We start from the raw sequence: 20,102 nt of genomic DNA on the forward strand, positions 1-20,102 counted from the left end.
GACACTTATTTTTGCCGGGTACGTTTCTTCCCGGCCTTCCCGGCCGGAGAGATATGCGCGGACGCGTCAAGTGCTTTTTCGCAGACCGCCAATTCCGCGTCGGTGTAGGCCAGCAAATAGACGGTTTCGACGTGCCGGGGACGGCCGTCGGTCAGATGGGCGACAATGGCCGTCAGCATGCTCTGGACCGTGGACTCGACGTCGGCCGCCGCCTCGCCGGTCCCGAAGATGGGAAACACGATCGAGGCGGCCCGCCGCCCGCCGTCGGCGATCTCCTCGGCCCGCAGGAACACGTTGCGCACGCACGTACCCAGATTGTCCACCCGGCGGTACCCGACGCCGGCGGCCCCGTGGACGGCGGCGGCGTGCACGATGCCCATGACGCCGTTGCGCTCGGCGAGCTGGTGCGCCCCGGTCACGATGGCGGTTCCGGGCTCCACGGGCACGTTGGCGCCCACCCGCCGGCCGAGCTCGTCGGCCACGCAGTCCTCGACCACCCGCTCGGTCAGGGGATCGCGCCGCGCGCCCTCGTACCGGATGACGGCGGAGATCGACCGCTCATGGAACCTGGACATCTGCATGTCGGTGTTCTCGGAGTTCACCCAGACGTCCACGTCCTTGACGTTGCGCAGGTCGCCGGTGATGAGCACGAGCCGCCGCGAGGGCCGGCCGTGGACCGTGTATTCGTACGTCCGTGTCTCCTCGATGGGCTGCGGCTGCCGCATTTTCGCGTGCGTGTCGATCTGCTCCCGCAGCGCGCGGATCTCCTTCCGGTATTCGTCGGCCCGGCCCGCGGTGCGCAGGGAACGCAGCCCGTACCACCAGATGAACGCCCACAGCCCGACGGCGCCCGTCATGGTGGCACCCTTGATCTCGGCGGAGAATTGGCTCTGCGGGAAGAATGAGAACAGGAGCGTGACGGGAAAGAGCGCGAGCAGGGTCCAGGAGATCATGTGCACCCGCTCGTTTCCGCCATCCGGCGCGCGCCACTGCCAGGCGAAGGCACCGAGACCAAGGACGAGACTGAACACCGCCGTAAGCAGAACAACGGGATCGGCCTTCATTCGCTCTCCCATCCGAAAAAACGGGACGCGATTATCAGGCTAATACGTCAGCGAAGTTGACGGGGGTAGGTGGGCCGAGAACCACCCACCCGTTGCCCAACTGGATGGTGGGCCTGCTGACACCCACCCCGACCACAAAGGGCCTCGCTCCGCTCGGACTGCCCTTCCCGGGGCGCGCCTGACGGCGCACCCGCGCCTGACGGCGCCATCGAACCCACCCGTTGACCTGCGAAGCGGTGGGCCGCCTGATGCCCGCCCCGGACCAGGCGCCTTCCGGGCCAGGCTCGCCGATCAGGCATCGTGCATTTGCCCACCAGCGAGACATTGATCGCCCATTATCCGATCTCCCGTTCGCTCCAGGGCGCACCGTATTAGGAGTCCGACCGGCGACACGGGGCGATCATGGTTTAACCTGCGGATACACATATGTCGCAGCAAATCGGCACTCCCAGCGGGAAGGCATTGGGAAATGATCGCTGCTTGTGTGCTGCTTACGGCATATCCACAGCACCTGCCATCTGGCTAACAGCAAGCATTTCGACTGCCCGATTCGTGGATCGAGGAATACGCCGCCATCCTGCAGGGTGGTGCCCTGCACAGGGCCGGAGCCCAGGACTACTGACGGCCCGGGCAGCAGGCGCTCGCCGAACGCATACCCCCGACAGTACCAAGCGGGGCCGCTGAGCCGATCTGTCGCCGCGGTTGTGTCGACTACTTACTGGCGGCTGGTCTGACGCCGGAATCGTGATGTTGAGAGCGATCTGAACGCCCTAAGAGCTGTTTCTTAGATCTGCTGACTAATCGTGGTGATGTTGTCACGATCAGTTCATGGGACGTGGTGACTTAACGAACGCCGAGTGGGAGCGGCTCCGGCCGTTGCTGCCTGAGGGCGGCCAGCGGGGTGGACGATGGAATGACCACCGCACGACGATCGACGGCGTGTTGTACCGGGCACGGACCGGGCTGCCCTGGCGTGACCTGCCCGAACGGTTCGGCCCATGGATCATGGTCTACAAGCGGCACCGCCGCTGGTCGGCCGACGGCACCTGGCAGATGCTGCTGACTGCAATCCAGGCCGAGCAGGACGCCGGGGGCCGGGTGGACTGGGACATCGCCGTGGACTCCACCACTGTCCGGGCGCACCAGCACGCGGCCGGCGCGCCTCGCACACCACCCCCGCCGCCTCCCACACCAAGGGGGCAAAAGGGGGACGCCGCCGGGACAAAACGGGGCGATCCGGTACTGGCCACGCTGGCCGCCCGGCTGACGGAGGTGGTCAGACTGGGGAGTGCCTAGGCCGCTCCCGCGGCGGCTTCACCACCAAGATCCACCTATCGGCAGACGGCCGCTGCCGGATGCTGTCGCTGGTGCTGACACCGGGCCAGTACGGCGACAGCCCGCAGTTCCGGCGAGTGCTGGGCACCATCCGCGTCCCCCGGCTCGAGCCGGGCCGTCCCCGCACCCGACCTGACAGCCTGACCGCGGACAAGGCCTACTCCTCCCGCGCCAACCGCGCCTACCTACGCCGCCGCAAGATCCGCCACACCATCCCCGAACCCCGCGACCAGCGCGCCAACCGGCGTCGGCGCGGCTCAGCAGGAGGACGGCCCACCGGCTTCGACGCCGAACGCTACAAGGCACGCAACGTCGTGGAACGGGTGATCAACCGACTGAAGAACTTCCGAGCCGTCGCAACGCGTTATGACAAACGCGCCTACATCTTCCTCGGCACCGTCACCCTGGCCGCCCTGATCATCTGGCTCCGCACCTGATCTAAGAAACAGCTCTTAGTGGCGCGGCGTCTGTAGGCGACATCGATGCTGTAGATCCGTACACGACCTGAGCCTGTCCCGCCCATCACCTCGCCCCACAAGAGCTACTAGCTGCCGTGCACGATGAGCACCAGCGTCGCGCTGGCCTGTCGCTCCGGCCGGAGGGACATCGAACGAGCCGCCTGCCCCGAGCATATTCAGCGCCATCGGGTTGGGAAGCGTCACCCCTGAAAGCTGGACCTTTCATCCGGTACGTCACACTCCGTGCCTGTTATATGGCGAAATTCGCTCTTGTTGCTTGATCTTGCGATAGTTACGCTTTGCCCGTTTGGTAACTGCTCCGAGCCGCACGAGTCAGGACGCTCGTTCCTGCCGGGTGGGGTGGAGCGACGTCTGACACCCCGGGTGGGTGTCCCTCGTTGTGGGTCGGAGTGTGACGGCGTATGCGCCGGATTTTGGCATGGGCTCGTTCTGGCCGGGCATCGGCTGTGACCTCAGCCGTTCTGCTGGGTTTGCTGCCGGGCTTGTTGTCGTTGCAGGTATTACCGGCCTCCGCTGAGGCGAGCACGGCGCAGACGGCGGTCATGCAGGAGTCGCCAGAGACTCCGAAACAGGCCTATGGGTCGACGAAGGGCCTGCCTTCGTTGGTGGAGGCAGGCGTCACTCGGACGTCGGCTACCTCTGCCAAGCACGACCCGAAGGCACCCCGGAAAGCGATGCCGCGGGAGAAACGGCATTCGATCGCAGATCAACCGGTCGATAGAGGCCTGAAGACGCCTCCGCCCCTCCCAGGAGGCGAAGACACGGTCAAGGTCGACTCGCTGGAGGCGGTCTCGCCAGGGCAGGAGCCGTGGCCGGCCTCCGAAGATCCGGCGGTGACCTCGAGCGACGCGCGGAGTGTGGCGGCCGTTGGACCGATTGTGTCGTCGTTGTCGGTGTCGCCGGCGACGTTGTCGTCGGGCACGTGGGTGACGTCGAAGTTGCAGCCGACGTTGTCGGCGGTGGTGACTGACCCGGAAGGCCGCGGTGTCGGGGTCAATGTGCAGATCCAGCATGATCCGTCGGTACCGGCGCAAGGTACCGGGCTGATCTGGTCGACGATGACCGCTGCCGGGTGGACGTCAGGTTCGCGGGTGTCAGTCGACGTGCCGTCCGGGAAGCTCCAGGATGGCTGGTTGGTGCAGTTCCGGATCCAGGGGTGGGCAGCCTCGACGAATTCGGACTCGGGGGCGTGGTCGGCGTGGCAGTCGATGCGGGTGGACCGGGCCAAGCCGACCGTGTCGTCGTTGTCGGTGTCGCCGGCGACGTTGTCGTCGGGCACGTGGGTGACGTCGAAGTTGCAGCCGACGTTGTCGGCGGTGGTGACTGACCCGGAAGGCCGCGGTGTCGGGGTCAATGTGCAGATCCAGCATGATCCGTCGGTACCGGCGCAAGGTACCGGGCTGATCTGGTCGACGATGACCGCTGCCGGGTGGACGTCAGGTTCGCGGGTGTCAGTCGACGTGCCGTCCGGAAAGCTCCAGGATGGCTGGTTGGTGCAGTTCCGGATCCAGGGGTGGGCAGCCTCGACGAATTCGGACTCGGGGGCGTGGTCGGCGTGGCAGTCGATGCGGGTGGACCGGGCCAAGCCGACCGTGTCGTCATTGTCGGTGTCGCCGGCGACGTTGTCGTCGGGCACGTGGGTGACGTCGAAGTTGCAGCCGACGTTGTCGGCGGTGGTGACTGACCCGGAAGGCCGTGATGTCGGGGTCAAGGTGGAAATCCAGCATGATCCGTCGGTGCCGGCGCAAGGTACCGGGCTGATCTGGTCGACGATGACCGGTGCCGGGTGGACGTCAGGTTCGCGGGTGCCCGTCGATGTGCCCTCAGGCAAACTGCGCAACGGATGGTCGGTGCAGTTCCGGATCCAGGGGTGGGCAGCCTCAACCGATTCGGTGTCCGGAGCCTGGTCTGCATGGCAGTCGATGCGGGTCGAAGCCCTGACTATGCAGTGGGCAGAGCCGTTGGACAACTCCCAGGTCGGCTCGCTCACACCGACACTGGCCGCCTATGCCAAGCCGGGTGATGCGACGGAGTCGGTGTCGTACTGGTTCCAAGTGTGCGCGGGCACGCCCGGCAACTGGACATGGTGCGAGAGTCCGAGCGCGTGGGGACTGTCCAATGCCTGGCAGGTGCCGGCGGGCAAGCTCAAGTGGGGAGAGACGTATTACTGGCAGGTCCAGGCCACGGCCAGTGGCGTCACCGAGACCTCGCCCTGGAGGTCGTTCACGACCACTCCCGAGCAAGGCACGATCAATGCGCTTCTGGCTTCCGGCGTTGATGGCCGTGAATTCAACCACACCATCGGCAACTACACCCAGACGGTCACTGACGCTGCCATCGCGAGCGCTGGAATACCGCTGGCGGTGACGCGCACGTACAACAGCCTCGATCCGCGGGCCGATGGCCTGTTCGGTGCCGGATGGACCACCCGCTGGGACATGCGCATCCAGGACGAGCCGCAAACAAAGACGGTGCTGGTCACCTATCCGGATGGGCGGCAGTACCGGTTCGCCGCCAGAGGTGACGGCACCTATACGCCGCCACGCGGCAATTACGCCAAGCTTGCCTTCACCTCAGGGGAGGGATGGCGCCTCATGGACCAGTCCTCCACCTCTTACTGGTTCGACACGACGGGCCGTCTGACCAAGATCAGCGACCGTAGGAACCGAGCTCAGGAGCTGACCTACGGCACGGACGGAAAGCTGGCGAAGATCACCGCAGTGGGTGGCCGTTCACTGGCATTCGCTTGGACGGGCGCTCATGTGACGAGCGTGTCCACGGACCCCGTCGACGGGAAGCCGCTGACATGGACCTACTCCTACGACGGCGACACCCTGACGAAGGTCTGCCCGCCGGGCGAGCAGACCGCGTGCGCCACCTACACCTATGTCGGCGGCTCGCGTTACCGCAGCGTCGTGGCCAACACCAAGCCGAGCGGGTACTGGCGACTGAGCGAGGCACAGACTGCGTTGGGCGGCAAGATCGCCAGCGCAGCTGGGTGGAACGTCGGTAGTGACGCTGCGACCTTGGCAGGTTCGACGCTGGACGCCACGTTCGGCGTGGAGGGTGCACTAGCCGGTTCGCCGAACACGTCGATGCGCTTCAAGGGCACGGCCACCTCCGCCTATGTCCAGCTTCCCACAGCCTCTATCAGTGGCCGAGGCGGCAATCTGGCGGTTGAAGCCTGGTTTAGGACGACCGGCTTCGGCACCGTGATCGGCTACAACAACACCACCGGCGGCGCGCACACTCCGGCCGTTTACGTCGGCAAGGATGGCAAGCTGCGCGGCCAGTTCTACTCCGGGGAGGCCAAGCCGATCACGTCCACCGGCGCGGTGAACGACGGCAATTGGCACCACGTCGTACTGTCGGGCTCGGAGACCACCCAGACCCTGTTCCTGGACGGCGCGATCGTCGGCACCCTGACGGGCACGATCACCCATGAGGACCAGAGCCGAGCCCAGATCGGCTACGGTTACGCCTCCGCGCCCTGGCCGTCCACCCTCACCACCAGCGGGCCGTTCCCGTTCACCGGCGACATCGACGAAGTGGCGGTGTACGGCAAGCCGCTCGGTCTGGCCGAGGTCCGTACGCACTACGCGGCCCGTGCAGTACAGCCGCAGTTGACCAAGGCCACTCTGCCGTCCGGGCGGATCTGGGCGGTCAACACGTACGCCGCCGACGGCGGCCGCCTGCTGACTCACACCGACAACGATGGCGGTGGATGGAAGCTTGCGGACGCGACCTACAGCCAGGTCGGTTTCGAGGGCGGGGTGCAGGCGACCACCACGGTCACCGACCCGCAGCAGGCGACGCTCGCCTACATCGACGACGCCGACCGCGACTACAGGACCGTCTCAAGGACAGACCAACTCGGCAAGACCACGACGTTCGCTTACGACACTGCTGGGCTGCTCAGCAAGATCACTGATCCCAATGGCAATGCGGTCGAGTTGTCTAATGACAATCGCGGAAACCTCCTGTCCCGCAAGACCTGCCGCACCAGCGGAAGCTGCCAACGGCAGTACTACTCCTACTTCGTGGATGAGAATGACCCTTTCAATCCACGCAACGACCAAGTCACCGTGATCAGGGATGGACGTTCTACTCGCGAGTCCGACGACACCTACGCCACCAAGATCGAGTACAGCCAGTACGGCGAGCAGACCAAGCAGACCACCCCGGCTACCCTTGACTTCCCCAACGGCCGCGCGGCCACCATTGCCTACACCGACGGCTCCGAAGCAGCGGTCGGCGGCGGCACCACCCCGGCCGGCCTGATCGCGTCTCAGACAGATCCTCGGGGCAACACATGGACCTATCGCTATACCGCTGCCGGTGACCTGGCTGAGCAGCGCGACCCCGAGGGGCTCTTGGTCAAGCTGAGTTACGACGCGTTGGGCAGGCCGCGAGAAAGGTCGGAGGTGTCGCAGGCTCAGCCGGATGGGGTCAAGACCGTCATCACCTACGACGAGGTAGGGCGAGTGGCGACGCAGACGGAGCCCGGTGTGAAGAACGAGGTGTCCGGCGTCACCCACACCAAGCGCACCACGTACGCCTATGACTCTGATGGCAATAGGCTCAGCGAGACCATCAGCGATCTGACCGGCGGGGATGCCGAGCGCGCCACTGTCTACACTTACGATGCTCACGGCCGGGTCGAGACCGCCACCGACCCCGAGGGTGGTGTGGTCCGCCAGAGCTGGAGCACCATCGGCAGCCTGGCCACGATGACCGAGGCCAGAGGCGCGGTCATCGACTACGGCTACAGCCTGCGCGGCCAGCTGACGTCGAAGACGCTGAAGGGCTGGACCGGTAGCCCGGTCAACCCGCAGCCGGCCAAGGACGTGGTGCTGGAGTCGTTCAGTTACGACGACGGCGGCCGCCTGGCAGCGCGGTTGGACGCCATGGGCCGTAAAACCAGCTTCACCTACTTCAACGACAACTCGCTGGCTCAGAAAATCGCTGACGACGTCAAGCTGAACGGCTCCGCCACCGCAAAGGATGTGGTCCTGGAGGACCACACCTACGATGCCGCGGGCAACCAGACCAAGCTGGTCACGGGCGGTGGCAAGGTGACGACGGACTACGTTTACGACGCGGCCAGTCGGCTGACCTCGCAAACCCTCGATCCCAGCGATCTGAACCGCAAGAACATCTTCACCTACGACGCCAACGACAACACGATCAAGACCGCTCGTACCGGTGCCGGATCGTCCCGTACCGAAATCACCGAGTACGCCTATAACAAGGCGAACCTCCTCACCAAGACGACCGTCGAGAACGGCGACGTGGACCTGGTCTCCACCGTCACCTACGACGACCGCGGCCTGGCCATCACCTCCACCGACCCGCGCGGCAACGCCGACGGCGCTGACAAGGCCGGCTTCACCACCGAAATGCGCTATGACGCGCTGGGACGCCTGATTGAGGCGACTGGCCCACAGGTCAAGGTGGATAAAGCCGGTACGGCTGCCGACGCGCACCCCACGGTCCACTTCGGCTATGACACCCTCGGTGCCAAGACCCACGAGACAGACGCCGAAGGCCGCACCGTAACCTCGGCCTTTGACAAGGCCGGCCGCCTGATCAGCCGACGCGCGCCCGGCTACACTCCACCTGGTGGCACCGCGGTTACCCCGACCACCTCCTATGCCTACGACGCCGCCGGGCAACAGATCTCCACCACCGATCCGCGCGGCTACACGACCAAATCCGACTACGACAAGCTCGGCCGCCAAGTCCGCGTCACCGACCCAGCTCCGGACGGGCAGCTGGCGGGCACGTGGGTGACCGAGTACGACCTGGCCGGAGAGAAGCTGGCGACCGTCGACGCGAACGGCGTGCGCCGTGAGGCCACCTACGACGACCTCGGCCGCCAGATCACCGCCACGCAGATCGAACGCAAGCCCACCAGCGCTGCCTACACCATGACCATGGAGTACGACGACGCCGGACGTCTGCTCAAGCAGACCGCGCCGGGCAGCAAGGTCACGTCGTACACCGTGAACGCTGCGGGCGAGGTCAAGACCATGACGGACCCGCTGACCAACAAGTCCACCATGGACTACGACCTGGTCGGCCGCCCGATCAAGACCACCGACCCGAACGGCAACGCCACCACTGCCGAGTACGACCTCGCCGGGCGCAAGACCGCGGCCAAGGACCTGGACTTCTCCGGCGCGGTGCAGCGCACATTCGGCTACGGCTACGACCTGGCAGGAAACCAGACCAGCGCCACCTCACCTGAGGGCCACGTCACCAAGCAGACCTTCGACGCGCTGAACCGGCCCACTTCGCTGGTGGAGCCGGTCTCCGCCGACAAGTCGATCACCACGAGCTTCGGCTACGACGCCACCAGCGCCCGCACCCGCCTCACCGACGGCCGCGGCAACGCCACCTGGACCACCTACAACAGCCTCGGCCTGGTAGAGACGGTGACCGAACCGTCCACCACCGCCCACCCGAACCCAGCCGACCGCACCTGGACCCAGATCTACGACAAAGCAGGCAACCAGGTCGCCACCATCCAGCCCGGCGGCGTACGCATCGACCGCACCTTCGACCACCTGGGCCGCCTCACCAAGGAAACTGGCGCAGGCGGCGGCGCCACGAGCGCCGAACGCACCTTCGGCTACGACCTGACCGGCCGCCCGATAACCGCAGGCGACCTGACCGTCGACTTCAACGACCGAGGCCTGCCGCTGAAGGTCTCCCGCGGCTCCACGCAGGAGACCGCGTACAGCTATGACGACCTCGGCAACCCCACCCAGCGCACCGACGCCGCTGGCACCGCCACCTTCACCTGGGACAACGCCAGCCGCCTCCAAACCACCACGGACCCGGTCACCGGCCGCACCCTCACCTACGGCTACGACCCGGCCAGCCGGCTGAAGACCATCACCGCCACCAGCGGCACGGCCAGCACCCAGACCATCGACTACGACAACATGGACCGGGTCACCGGCCAGACGCTGAAGAACGGCTCCGGCACCCAACTCGCCAAGATCACCTACGGGTGGGACAAGGACGACAGCCTCACCACCAAGACCACCGCCGGCACCGCCGGGGCAGGCACCAACACCTACGGCTACGACCACGCCGGGCGGCTCACCTCCTGGACCGCCCCCGGCGGCGCGATCACCGCCTACGAGTGGGACGCCGCCGGCAACCGCACCAAGGCCGGCAACACGACCTTCACCTACGACGAGCGCAACCGTCTCACCAACGGCGACGGCACCGACTACACCTACACGGCACGTGGCACCCTGGCCACCAGCGCCAAGGCGGGCGCCACCACCAGCTACACCTTCGACGCCTTCGACCGGCTCATCGCCGACGGCGACAGTCTCTACAGTTACGACGCCCTCGACCGAATGACCAGCCGCATCCGCGGCACCGCCAAGCACACCTTCGCCTACTCCGGGCTCGGCAACGACCTGGCAGCCATCACCGACAGCGGCGGCGCTGTCCAGGCCAAGTACGCCCGCGACACTGTCGGCGGCCTGCTCGGTCTGAAGGAGGGCACGGGCGCGGCGGTGGCGGCGCTGAGCGACCTGCACGGCGACTTAGTGGCCACCTTCACCACCAGCCTGCAGACCTCCACCGCCTACGACCCATTCGGCACCGTCACCGCCCAGACCGGCACCAAGGCCAACCTCGGCTACCAGGGCGAATACACCGACCCGGACACCGGCAAGGTCAACATGCACGCCCGCTGGTACCAGCCCGGCACCAGCACCTTCACCAGCCGCGACACCGCCGATCTCACCCCCGACCCGTCGGTTCAGGCCAACCGCTACACCTACGCTAACGCCTCACCCCTGACCGGCACCGACCCCACCGGCCACGCCACCGTCATCGACAGCGGCTCGCTCTCCGGGCTCTCCGGGTCCGGTTACAGCAGCGCCGGCTACGGTGGCTCCGGATCGAGCGGCTACACCACCATCCCCGCAGGCGGCTACAGCAGTTCCGGATCATCAGGCGGCGGGCAATGCATCGGAGCCTGCGGCCGAGAAGACACCGGCGGCGGAGCCATCGCCTGCATGATCTGGGGCTGCGGCGGAGCCATCGTCGATCCCAGCTGGGTCCAGCGGATCCAATGGAACCCGGGATTTTCGGATGAAGAAGCGGCACGCATTGGCGTCTATGCAGAAGGGGTGGGCGCGGGACGCCCAGCTCCGGATGGCTACTGGGACGTCTTCGGGGTGGCGGCCAAGAAGGCCCGCAAGGTCCAGGCCGACATGTACAGCCCGCACCTGACCGACAAACAGCTCGAAGACATGTGGAAATCCATCAGGACGGGGCCGAATAAGCAGGGCTACTATAATTTGGGTAACGGCTGGTTTGCTAAGCCGATGTATGACCCGAACCCTGAGGTGTACTACGATTTCCTCTTCCGAATCGGAATTCGGCGCGGCGTCACCGCGCAGGAGGCGACGACCTGGATCAGGAACAACTTCGAGAAGGTCTTCCCCTTCGGCGGCTGCAAGTCACCCATTGTCGTCGGGGCGCGATGCGATCTCACCGGTCTTCCCGGCTGGAGCGCTCTCGGTAAGAAGGCGCCGCTCAAGGTCGTGAAGGTCACCCCCCAATCGTGGATGTTCGAAGCGCTCGATGGGCATATCGACCCCACCGGAGCCCTGATCAGGTTCACCCTCAAGAACGGCACTGCCGACAAAGACACAGGATACGGAGACTGGCTCTGGCTGAATGTCAAAGCATGGGGCCCAGAGGAGGGGATCCACTCGCTGGGAGTCGAATGGTTCGCCGACCTCATGGCGAGAGAGTCCTGGGTGGTGTTCGCGCGGAACATCGCCACGCGAATGCCCTATGACCTGTAAGATCATTTCCTAGAAGGCGGCGTGGGGCGATGGAAGACGTCTTCCATCGCCCCACGCTCTCATCGCAAATCAAAAAAGTCGGATCCGTGGGTAGCGGAAGTGAAGAAATGACATCCCGAAACGCAGTCATGGTCGCCACCGGATTCTTTCTGACCGGGGTAGGATCGCTGCTGTTGCTGGCATTCATTGGCTTTTCCCTCGGCATACAAGTAGGGTTTTCACTGGGCTGTATCCTTCTTGCAGCAATAGGAACCACTGGAATACTCAGAACGCGCCACAAGTACTTCTTCGCGGGCTGGCTGTCATGGACCTGCATCCTTGCGATCGGTCTCATCATCGTTCTCTTTCTCTAGCGCGGACTGCGCTCATGAGGACGGCAGCGGCCCGCCCGAAGATCAAGGAAGTGGTCCACCGGCTCCAGTGGCTCGGCGGCTGCACTGACGTGCGCAGTGCTTTGACCTGTTCGACGACGGGCAACGGATCCTCGCCTTCCTGCCGGGCGACGCGGCTCCCCGGCGGATACCGCCTCACGGGCCGCCTCCCCGGCGCCTTGCCAGCGATCAGCGCCACGCGGTCACCCAACATCGTGGCCGGCCTCCCTCACCGAACGGTCTCGAGTTTGGCTCGATGAGCCCGGCATCACCTCCACCTGAATCACGTGCTGGAGCTGGACTGCGTCAACCTTGAGGGGCCCGAAACCCGCGGCGCATTCCATCGCTGGCCGGGTCGCACCCTGTGGGGCTCAAGAACACGAATCATCGCCAGCGCTGGCCGTCGCCATGTAGGATCGGGTACTCCTCAGGTCGGTGAGCGGCTGATACGGGTTGCCTGAGAGCATCTTTCGTGCTCTTGTCCACGGTGTACGTCGTAACCCGAGGTCTGCTGTCCCTGCCCGCACTGTTACTTCGGAGCGAGGTCTCCACGAAGGCGGAACTGCTGGTGCTCAGGCATAAGAACGCGGTCCTGCGCCCTCAGGTTCCACGTGTGCGCTACGAACCCCCCGATCGCCCGTGGCTGGCGGCACTCTCGTCCCCGATACCTCGCCATCGCTGGGCAGAGATCTTCTCGATTACTCCGGCAACGCTGCTGGTCTGGCATCGCCAACTCGTGGCGAAGAAGTGGGACTACAGCCAACGTCGTCGCCCCGGATGGCCTTCGACCGCAACCGCGGTCAAGGCACTCGTTCTGCGCATGGCCACCGACAATCCCACGTGGGGCCACAGGCGGATCCACGGCGAGCTGACCCGCCTCGGCCACACGATCGCCGCTCCACCGTATGGAACATCCTGAATCGGGCCGGGACCGACCCCGCCCCGGAATGGGCCAACGTGGAAGCAGTTCCTGGCGGCTCAAGCCGAGCACATCGTCGCCCTTGACTTCTTGCACGTGGACACCGTCAACCTCAAACGCCTCTACGCCCTGGTCATGATCGAGTCACGGCAGCCGCCGCGCCCACCTGCTCGGAGTCACGGCCCATCCCGCAGGCCCGTGGACCGCTCAGACTATGTGGGCTCGACCGTGACTGTGGCACTCGCTCGTGGCTACACCAGCGACACCGCGCAGCACGTACGGGACTTTGCTCGGCCACTACGACCCGTCCCGCGCGGCATCTACCACTATCCGCGGCTACTACGGCGCCGACAGCGCCGAGAAGGCCGCCACCGAGAGCCGGTTCATCCGCAACCTCGTCCGCACCAGCGACAACTCCGCCGATGCCGCAACCGACTTCATGATCTGGTTCGGCGAGGCCTACCGGCGCATCCTTTCCCAGGAGGCACACGCACGATGAGCAAGCCCGTCTCCATCGTCGCCGACATAAGCGGGGACAGGAACCTGGAGCAATCGGTGGCGTACGTCGAGGCTCACACCGGAGAGAACTGACGGGCCTACCGGCCCAGGTCCCGGGGGCACGCCGGCAGACGTCGCCCCCGCAACGCCACTCAACGTCTCCCTGACGCGTACCCCAGGTCAGATCACCAGGGCGTCGTGCAGACCGCACGGCTGCCGGGGACTCCCGCCGGGGCACCGCAGGCGCGGAACTTCAGGTTCGGGTCGCTCGACGTACGCGCGGCCGGCGTTATGACGATCTCGCCGTCCCAGCGCGCCTCGAACGGCCCGCAGTACCCCCAGGTCCTGCCGCCGTCGGTGGTCACGTCCAGCGTGACCCAGTCGCCCTTCTTGGCCCCGGAGAGCTGGGCCCAGCCGTGCTGGATGCCCTGGATGTAGCCGGACATGACGTTGAACTGGGGACGCCCGTTGGCGCCGCCCCACCGCACCATCCGTACGGACTGCGGGTTGTTTCCGGTGTAGTGCCACCAGCCGCCGCAGTCGATCGGCCCTGCCGCCGCCCGCGCCCCCGTCGTCCCCGCCGTTGTCGTGCCCGTGGTCGTCGCCGCCCCCGCCGCGGCCGGGGCGGTCAGGAGCGCCCCCATGACGACGGCCGCCGAAGCCACGACCAGGCCGAGTTGCCTTCCACGCATGTGTTTTCCCCTCCGTGTCGAACCGGGTCCCCCTTACACGGACACGTTAGGAAACGGACCTGTCGTGGCGCTGTCGTGGCGTTGTCGTCGCGCTTTCGCCGGGCCCGGCGGTCCCCGGGATCGGGGTGCCGGATGAGCAGGTTCCGGTCAGGTGTGGCGTCGCGCTGTCGCCAGCTGCGCCCGGCCGCCCCCGGGATCGAGTGCCGGATGGGCAAGGGCCCGTCAGGTGTGGCGGAGGCCCTCGATCCAGCCGGATTCGGCGGCGATGCGGACGGCGTCGGTCCTGTTGCGGGCGCCGGTCTTGGTGATGGCGCTGGAGATGTAGTTGCGGACCGTCGCGGCCGACAGGTGGAGTTCGGCGGCGATCTCGCCGGTGCCGGCGCCCGAACCGACCAGGCCGAGCACGGCCACCTCCCGTTCGGTGAGCGGGGTCACCGTGGCGCTCATCGCGGCCAGGGCCAGGGAGGCGTCGATCACCCGCTCGCCCTGGGAGACCCGGCGGATGCTCTCGGCCAGCCGCTCCGTGGGGGCGTCCTTGAGCAGGAATCCGCTCGCTCCCGCTTCCATTGCCCGCTTCAGCAGCCCGACGCTGGCGAGGCCGGTGAGGATGAGCACGCGGCAGTCCGGCATCGCCGGTCTGAGACGGCGGGTGGCCTCGACGCCGTCGACGCCCGGCATCTCGATGTCGATGACGGCCACATCCGGGTTGCAGGCGAGAGCGCGCGGGACGACCTTGTCGCCTCGGTCGGCCTCGGCCACGACCTGGATGTCGCCCGTGAGGTTCAGCAGAGCTGTCAGGGCTCCCCTGACGACGCCGTGGTCTTCTGCGAGCAGGACGCGAATCACCGGTGACCACTCTCCCGATCGTGTACGGCGGGCAGGCACACCCGCACCTGGAACACGCCTTCCCCGGTGGCGCCCGCCTCCAGGGATCCGCCCAGTTTCTCCACCCGCCGGCGCAGCCCGGCGAGCCCCGAACCGGGTTGATGGCCCGTTTCGCGGCGAGTGCCGTCGTTGCGTACCAGCAGTTGAACGCGTCCGTCGACCTCGTCCAGCTCGATCAGGCAGTGCCGGGCGTCGCTGTGCCTGACGATGTTCGTGGCCGCCTCGCGTACTGTCCAGCCGAGTACGCCGCCGGTCTCCTTGTCGATCTCCTTGAAGCCCAGACGCAGGTCGCAGCTCGCGCCGGTGAGCTCGATCAGCGCGGCGGCCGCCGTCAGCTCCGCGCCCAGGTCGAGCGAGCGTTTGGCCTCCACGACGTCGCCGATCTCCGCGCGCGCCTCGCCGGCGATGGCGATCGTCCCCTCCAGCTCGGCGGCGGCCTGCCTGCGGTCCACGTCGACCAGGGCCAGGGCCAGTTCCGTCTTCAGGGTGATCGACGCCAGCGTCTGGCCGAGCAGGTCGTGCAGCTGCCCCGCCAGCCGCAGCCGGTCCTGGTCCACGGCCATCTCGGCCAGCGCGACCCGCAGCTCGCGCAGCTCCCGGACGAATCTCGCGTAGTGCACGATGCCCGCGGCGACCACCGAGGCGACGAGCACTCCGGCGCTCCGCTGCGCCGCGGAGGACGCCACGGGTGCCCACTCGGCGAGAGTCAGCGGGTACTCGGCGGCGGCCACCACCAGGAGCACGATGACGCCGTACCGGAAGGGCAGCAGGAGCAGCCCGGCGGTGGCGACGACGAGCGGCGTGTAGATCCACACCGATCCCTGGAACGGGATCGCCCCGTAGACGACGACGGCGAACAGCAGGAAGGTCCGCGCCCGGTGCGGCCCCTGGCTCGTGCCCGCGATGTGCCGGGCGACGATCCTGGCGTACACCACGAGCAGCCCTCCGAGCAGCACGAGCGCCATCAGGGCCCGGCCCGGATCGCCGTTGAGCAGGAAGGCGAGCGGGGTGAGCCCCCACAGCGCCCCGGTGACCGCGACGACGGCCGTCGTCAACCACCTGACCTGCGCCTCGCTGTCCTGGGCCACCGGCGGACTCCCACATGTCCGGATGCATCATGATTTCGTACTGATCGTGACGCCTTCCTGGCCCGCGAATCAACTACCGGCGGCCGCCGATCCCTCGTTCAGCCACCCGTTCGCCCGCGCGATGCGCACGGCGTCCTCGTCGTTGCGGGCGCCCGTCTTCAGGCGGGCGGCGGCGAGGTAGTTCCTGATCGTGTGGATCGACAGCCCCAAGGTGCTCCGCAGGTCGCTGCCCCGCCCACCGGCCGCGACGGCCGACAGCACGGCGATCTCCCGCGTGGTCAGCGGATTGGTGTCGATCTCCTGCTCGCCGCCGTCGGCGGCCACGTCGAAGTCGATGTAACGTTCACCCCTGGCCACCACCCGGATGGCGTCGGTGAGCCGGTGGGCGGGCGCGTCCTTGACCAGGAAGCCGCGCACCCCCGCGGCCATGGCCCGCTCGAAGTTACCGGGCGTGCCGACACTGGTGAGAATGAGCACCGGGGGCGGCTGTTCCAGCTCCTTGATCAGGCCCGCCGCCTCCAGGCCGTCGATGCCCGGCAGCCCGATGTCCAGCAGCGCCACGTCCGGCTTGGAGCCGACGACGGCGGGCACGATCTCGTCGCCCCTGGACACCTCCTCGACCACGCGGATGTCCCGCTCCTCCGACAGGAGGGCGATCAGGGCACCTCTGATGAGGTCGTGGTCCTCCGCGATCAGAACTTTGATCATCTCCGGTCTCCTGTAGCAGAGGTGAGTGCGGCCGCCGGGAGGCGGCCAGGAACGTCCAGCGACAGCGTGAACCAGCCGTCTTCGGTGTGCCGTCCGCAGCTCCCGCCCACCTGCGCGAGCCGCTCGTCGAGCCCGGCCAGGCCGCTCCCGCCCACGGTCGCCTCGGCGTCCGCCGCTCCGGCGGCGATCGAGTCGCTGTCCGGGCGCACGCCGTCGTTGGCGACGGTCACCGTGATGCGGTCGCCGTCGGTCTCGACCCCGAGCAGGCAGACCGTGGCGTCGCTGTGGCGCAGCAGGTTGGTGGCCGCCTCGCGCACCGCCCAGGCCAGCGCCACGCGGACCTCCGGCGGCAGCGAGGGCGGCAGTTCGGCGAAGTCGCATCGGACGCCGGCGGTCTCCAGCACCCGGCGCACCCCGCTCAGCTCCCTCTCCAGCGACATCTCGCGGTAGCCCTTGACCACCGCCCGCACGTCGTGCAGCGAGCGACTGGCGATGTCGTGGATCTCCGTCAGCTCGCGGCGCAGCCGCCCGATCTCCTCGGGCGGGATCCGTGTGCCCAGCTCGGTCCGCATGGCGATGACCGAGAGGTTGTGCCCCAGCACATCGTGCAGCTCACGGGCGAACCTGAGCCGCTCCTCGGTGATGGCGAGCTTGGCGGCCTCCTCGCGGGTGCGCTGCAACTCGGCGAGCAAGGTCGCGAAGATGGTCAGGCCCGCGAGCGCGCCGGCCGTGAGCAGGTTCTGCAGGGAACCGAAGAGCACCCAGCTCAGGTCCTGCGAGGCCGGCAGGACCAGGCCGGCGGCCAGCGAGGCGAAGAACCCCAGCGCCGCCCACCGGCCCCGCAGTGTGACCGCGAACGCGAGCGGAAGCATGAACCCGACGCTCAGCCAGGTGGGCCCGGCGGCGAACGGCACGGCGAGGGCCGCCACGCACATCACGGCCAGCACCGCGAGATCCCACCGCGAACCCCGGTCGAGCACGGCCCGCACCGCCAGCCACAGGTAGCAGCCGGTGAGGCCGATGATGAGGACGACCGCGGTCACGACCCTGACGGAGGAGTAGGCGCCGAGCGCCTCCGCGAGCGGCACGGCGGCGAAGGCCGCCATGCCGGCGAGGAAGACCCCGGCCGTGGCGCGGGCCAGCCGTACGATGCCCGGCCCGACGCCCCTCAGCCTCTGCGAGGCTCCCACTTGAACCACCTCTTCGCGGCGAGCAATGAGAGGACGAGCCAGGCGGCCAGGACGAGCCACCCCGGCCACATGACCAGGAAGCCCTCCAGGATCCCCACCTTGGGGGGCACGCCGGCCCCGGCGTGTCCCACGTAGTCCCGCCCGAGATAGGCGGTGCTGACCCCCTCGGCCACCCGCCCGAACGGGAGGAAGGAGGACACGATCCGCAACCAGCCGGGGAACGCCGAGACGGGGTAGGCGAACCCGGACAGGCCGATGGCGAGCAGCAGGAACGGCAGGCTCACCACGACCGTGGAGCCCTGCGCGGGAATCCTGCCGCTCACCGCGACGGCCATCGCGGCGAACACCGCGAGCCCGAGGAGCACCGTGACCACCAGCAGGGCGGGATTGGCCGGCAGCTCGACACCGTGCATCACCCTGGCCAGGCCGACGATCAGCACGAGCTGCAGCAGGCCGATCGACAGCACGGTGAGGATCTCCCCGCCGAAGATGGCGAGGTCGGGCAGCTCCGTCCCGCGCAGCCGCTTGAGTATCAGCAGTTGCCGCCGCACGACGAAGGACTCCACCAGGGTCATGAAGCCCAGGTTGGCGATGCCCATCACGATGACGCCGGTCATGATGGCGACATCGACCGGCGCCCCGTCCCTGGTCCCGCCCGGCAGCATCAGCGGCATCAGCCCGCCGAACACGACGGGGAAGAACAGGGCGACGCCGACCGACACCGGCGTGCGCCAGAACAGCGTCTGGGTCAGCCGGAAGTGCGCGAGCGTGTAGGCGGTCACGTCCTGGCCTCCTCCCCGCGCGCGCCGGCGATGTCGAGGAAGACCTCTTCGAGCGTCGCCTGCCGGACGTCCAGACCGCTGAGCCGTACGCCACGAACATGCGCCCACCCGAGCACGGAGTGCGCCACCGACTCGGGCTCGGCGGTGAGGATCACGCACCGCCGCCCGGTCACGGTGAGCGCGTCCTGCTCACCCACCGGCAGCCCGTCGAGGGCGGTGTCCTCGGGCAGCTCGAAGGCGACCCGGCCCGAACCCCGGCCCAGCACCTCCGCCATCGTGCCCTGGGTGACGATGGCGCCCTTGTCCATGATGGCCACCCGGCCGGCGAGCTCCTGGGCCTCCTCCAGGTAGTGCGTGGTGAGCAGCACCGTCATCCCGCCGGCCGCGAGATCCCTGACCAGGTCCCGGACCCGGTGGCGGGCCTCGGGGTCGAGCCCCGTGGTCGGTTCGTCGAGGAACAGCAGGTCGGGGCTTCCGAGCGTGGCCAGCGCGATGTCGAGCTTGCGCCGCTCACCGCCGGACATCCGCTTGACCCGGGTCCGGGCCTGGCCGGACAGCCCCACCAGCTCCAGCGCCTCGGCCACGGGTCTGGCGCCGGTGGTGAACCTGCTCCAGGCGGCCACCGTCTCGGCCGCCGACAGGTCGCCGAACAGGCCGGACTCCTGCAGCACCAGGCCGATCCTGGCGCGCGGGGCGCGGTGTCCCGCCGGGTCCTCGCCGAACACCCGCACCGTGCCCTCGGTGGGCCTGAGGTAGCCCTCCAGGATCTCGATCGTGGTGGTCTTGCCCGCGCCGTTCGTGCCGAGGAGGGCGAACACCTCCCCCTCGCGTACGTCGAAGGAGATGCCGTCCACGGCCGTGAACTGCCCGTAGCGTTTACGAAGTCCGGAGACCTCGATCACCGTCTCGCTCACCGCGTGTCGCCGAAGCAGACCGAATTGCACAGGGCGGTGCCGATCGAGCTGGCCGTGCCGTCCGTCGTGAACGCGACAGAGCCGCCGGCCGACTCCAGCTCGCTGATGTCGAACTCGCCCTGCGGCTGGGGCGGCAGCGGCGGCGTGGGCACCCCCTCGGGGTAGACGATGCCGTACTGGCTCAGCAGGGGCCTGGGGTCGCCGTCATAGCGGCCCCGCAGCCCGCCGTCCTGCCACGCCGCCGCCACCAGCCGGGCGAACTTCCTGCGGTCCTCGTCCCCGAAGACGTACATGCTCTCAGCCATCAGAGGTCTCCTAGTCTGTGTGGATTCCG

At 67.6% G+C, this 20,102-nt stretch carries 14 protein-coding genes and 1 pseudogene; 5 read left to right on the plus strand and 10 right to left on the minus strand.

The window, feature by feature from the left end; genetic code table 11:
- Positions 1-5: 5 nt before the first annotated feature.
- A complete protein-coding gene (locus AB0J87_RS19420) occupies positions 6-953 on the minus strand; it encodes a hypothetical protein (protein ID WP_363966930.1) in 948 nt (315 codons plus the stop codon).
- 939 nt (positions 954-1,892) lie between these two features.
- Here AB0J87_RS19420 and AB0J87_RS19425 point away from each other — a divergent pair.
- Positions 1,893-2,836: pseudogene (locus AB0J87_RS19425) on the plus strand (IS5 family transposase).
- Between the two features lie 748 nt (positions 2,837-3,584).
- On the opposite strand, the gene AB0J87_RS19430 reads toward AB0J87_RS19425, so the two are convergent.
- The gene (locus AB0J87_RS19430; RefSeq protein ID WP_363966932.1) at positions 3,585-4,514 is read right to left on the minus strand and encodes a hypothetical protein; all 930 of its coding nucleotides are present in this window, start codon (positions 4,512-4,514) and stop codon (positions 3,585-3,587) included.
- A gap of 4 nt (positions 4,515-4,518) precedes the next feature.
- On the opposite strand from AB0J87_RS19430, the gene AB0J87_RS19435 reads away from it, so the two are divergent.
- The 4 genes from AB0J87_RS19435 (at position 4,519) to AB0J87_RS19450 (ending at position 13,510) form a co-directional block, all read left to right on the plus strand.
- The gene (locus AB0J87_RS19435) at positions 4,519-11,721 is read left to right on the plus strand and encodes a LamG-like jellyroll fold domain-containing protein (RefSeq protein ID WP_363966934.1); all 7,203 of its coding nucleotides are present in this window, start codon (positions 4,519-4,521) and stop codon (positions 11,719-11,721) included.
- 29 nt (positions 11,722-11,750) lie between these two features.
- Positions 11,751-12,074, plus strand: coding sequence for a hypothetical protein (locus AB0J87_RS19440; protein WP_363966936.1), 324 nt, complete (start codon positions 11,751-11,753; stop codon positions 12,072-12,074).
- A gap of 496 nt (positions 12,075-12,570) precedes the next feature.
- On the plus strand, positions 12,571-13,011 hold the full coding sequence (locus AB0J87_RS19445) for a hypothetical protein (protein WP_363966938.1): 441 nt from the start codon (positions 12,571-12,573) through the stop codon (positions 13,009-13,011).
- 247 nt (positions 13,012-13,258) lie between these two features.
- The gene (locus AB0J87_RS19450) at positions 13,259-13,510 is read left to right on the plus strand and encodes a hypothetical protein (RefSeq protein ID WP_363966940.1); all 252 of its coding nucleotides are present in this window, start codon (positions 13,259-13,261) and stop codon (positions 13,508-13,510) included.
- Between the two features lie 184 nt (positions 13,511-13,694).
- Here the strand turns inward: AB0J87_RS19450 and AB0J87_RS19455 are convergent, their stop codons facing one another.
- From AB0J87_RS19455 to AB0J87_RS19490, 8 genes are all read right to left on the minus strand, one after another.
- Complete coding sequence (locus AB0J87_RS19455; protein WP_363966941.1) at positions 13,695-14,201, minus strand: hypothetical protein; 507 nt, start codon at positions 14,199-14,201, stop codon at positions 13,695-13,697.
- Positions 14,202-14,423: 222 nt separating this feature from the next.
- Positions 14,424-15,047: a response regulator transcription factor gene (locus AB0J87_RS19460; protein WP_363966943.1), complete on the minus strand. Its 624-nt coding sequence runs from the start codon at positions 15,045-15,047 to the stop codon at positions 14,424-14,426.
- On the minus strand, positions 15,044-16,174 hold the full coding sequence (locus AB0J87_RS19465; RefSeq protein ID WP_363966945.1) for a histidine kinase: 1,131 nt from the start codon (positions 16,172-16,174) through the stop codon (positions 15,044-15,046). The genes AB0J87_RS19460 and AB0J87_RS19465 overlap by 4 nt, the downstream gene beginning before the upstream one ends.
- A gap of 69 nt (positions 16,175-16,243) precedes the next feature.
- Positions 16,244-16,882, minus strand: coding sequence for a response regulator transcription factor (locus tag AB0J87_RS19470; RefSeq protein WP_363966947.1), 639 nt, complete (start codon positions 16,880-16,882; stop codon positions 16,244-16,246).
- Positions 16,879-18,072, minus strand: coding sequence for a histidine kinase (locus AB0J87_RS19475; RefSeq protein WP_363966949.1), 1,194 nt, complete (start codon positions 18,070-18,072; stop codon positions 16,879-16,881). Before AB0J87_RS19475 ends, AB0J87_RS19470 begins: the two co-directional genes overlap by 4 nt.
- A complete protein-coding gene (locus AB0J87_RS19480; RefSeq protein WP_363966951.1) occupies positions 18,051-18,854 on the minus strand; it encodes an ABC transporter permease in 804 nt (267 codons plus the stop codon). The genes AB0J87_RS19475 and AB0J87_RS19480 overlap by 22 nt, the downstream gene beginning before the upstream one ends.
- Complete coding sequence (locus AB0J87_RS19485) at positions 18,851-19,768, minus strand: ABC transporter ATP-binding protein (protein ID WP_355201272.1); 918 nt, start codon at positions 19,766-19,768, stop codon at positions 18,851-18,853. The genes AB0J87_RS19480 and AB0J87_RS19485 overlap by 4 nt, the downstream gene beginning before the upstream one ends.
- A complete protein-coding gene (locus tag AB0J87_RS19490) occupies positions 19,765-20,073 on the minus strand; it encodes a hypothetical protein (RefSeq protein ID WP_363966953.1) in 309 nt (102 codons plus the stop codon). The genes AB0J87_RS19485 and AB0J87_RS19490 overlap by 4 nt, the downstream gene beginning before the upstream one ends.
- Positions 20,074-20,102: the final 29 nt, after the last annotated feature.

Origin of the sequence: Nonomuraea sp. NPDC049625 (assembly GCF_040675285.1) — a bacterium.
In the GTDB taxonomy this organism is placed as follows: domain Bacteria; phylum Actinomycetota; class Actinomycetes; order Streptosporangiales; family Streptosporangiaceae; genus Nonomuraea; species Nonomuraea angiospora_A.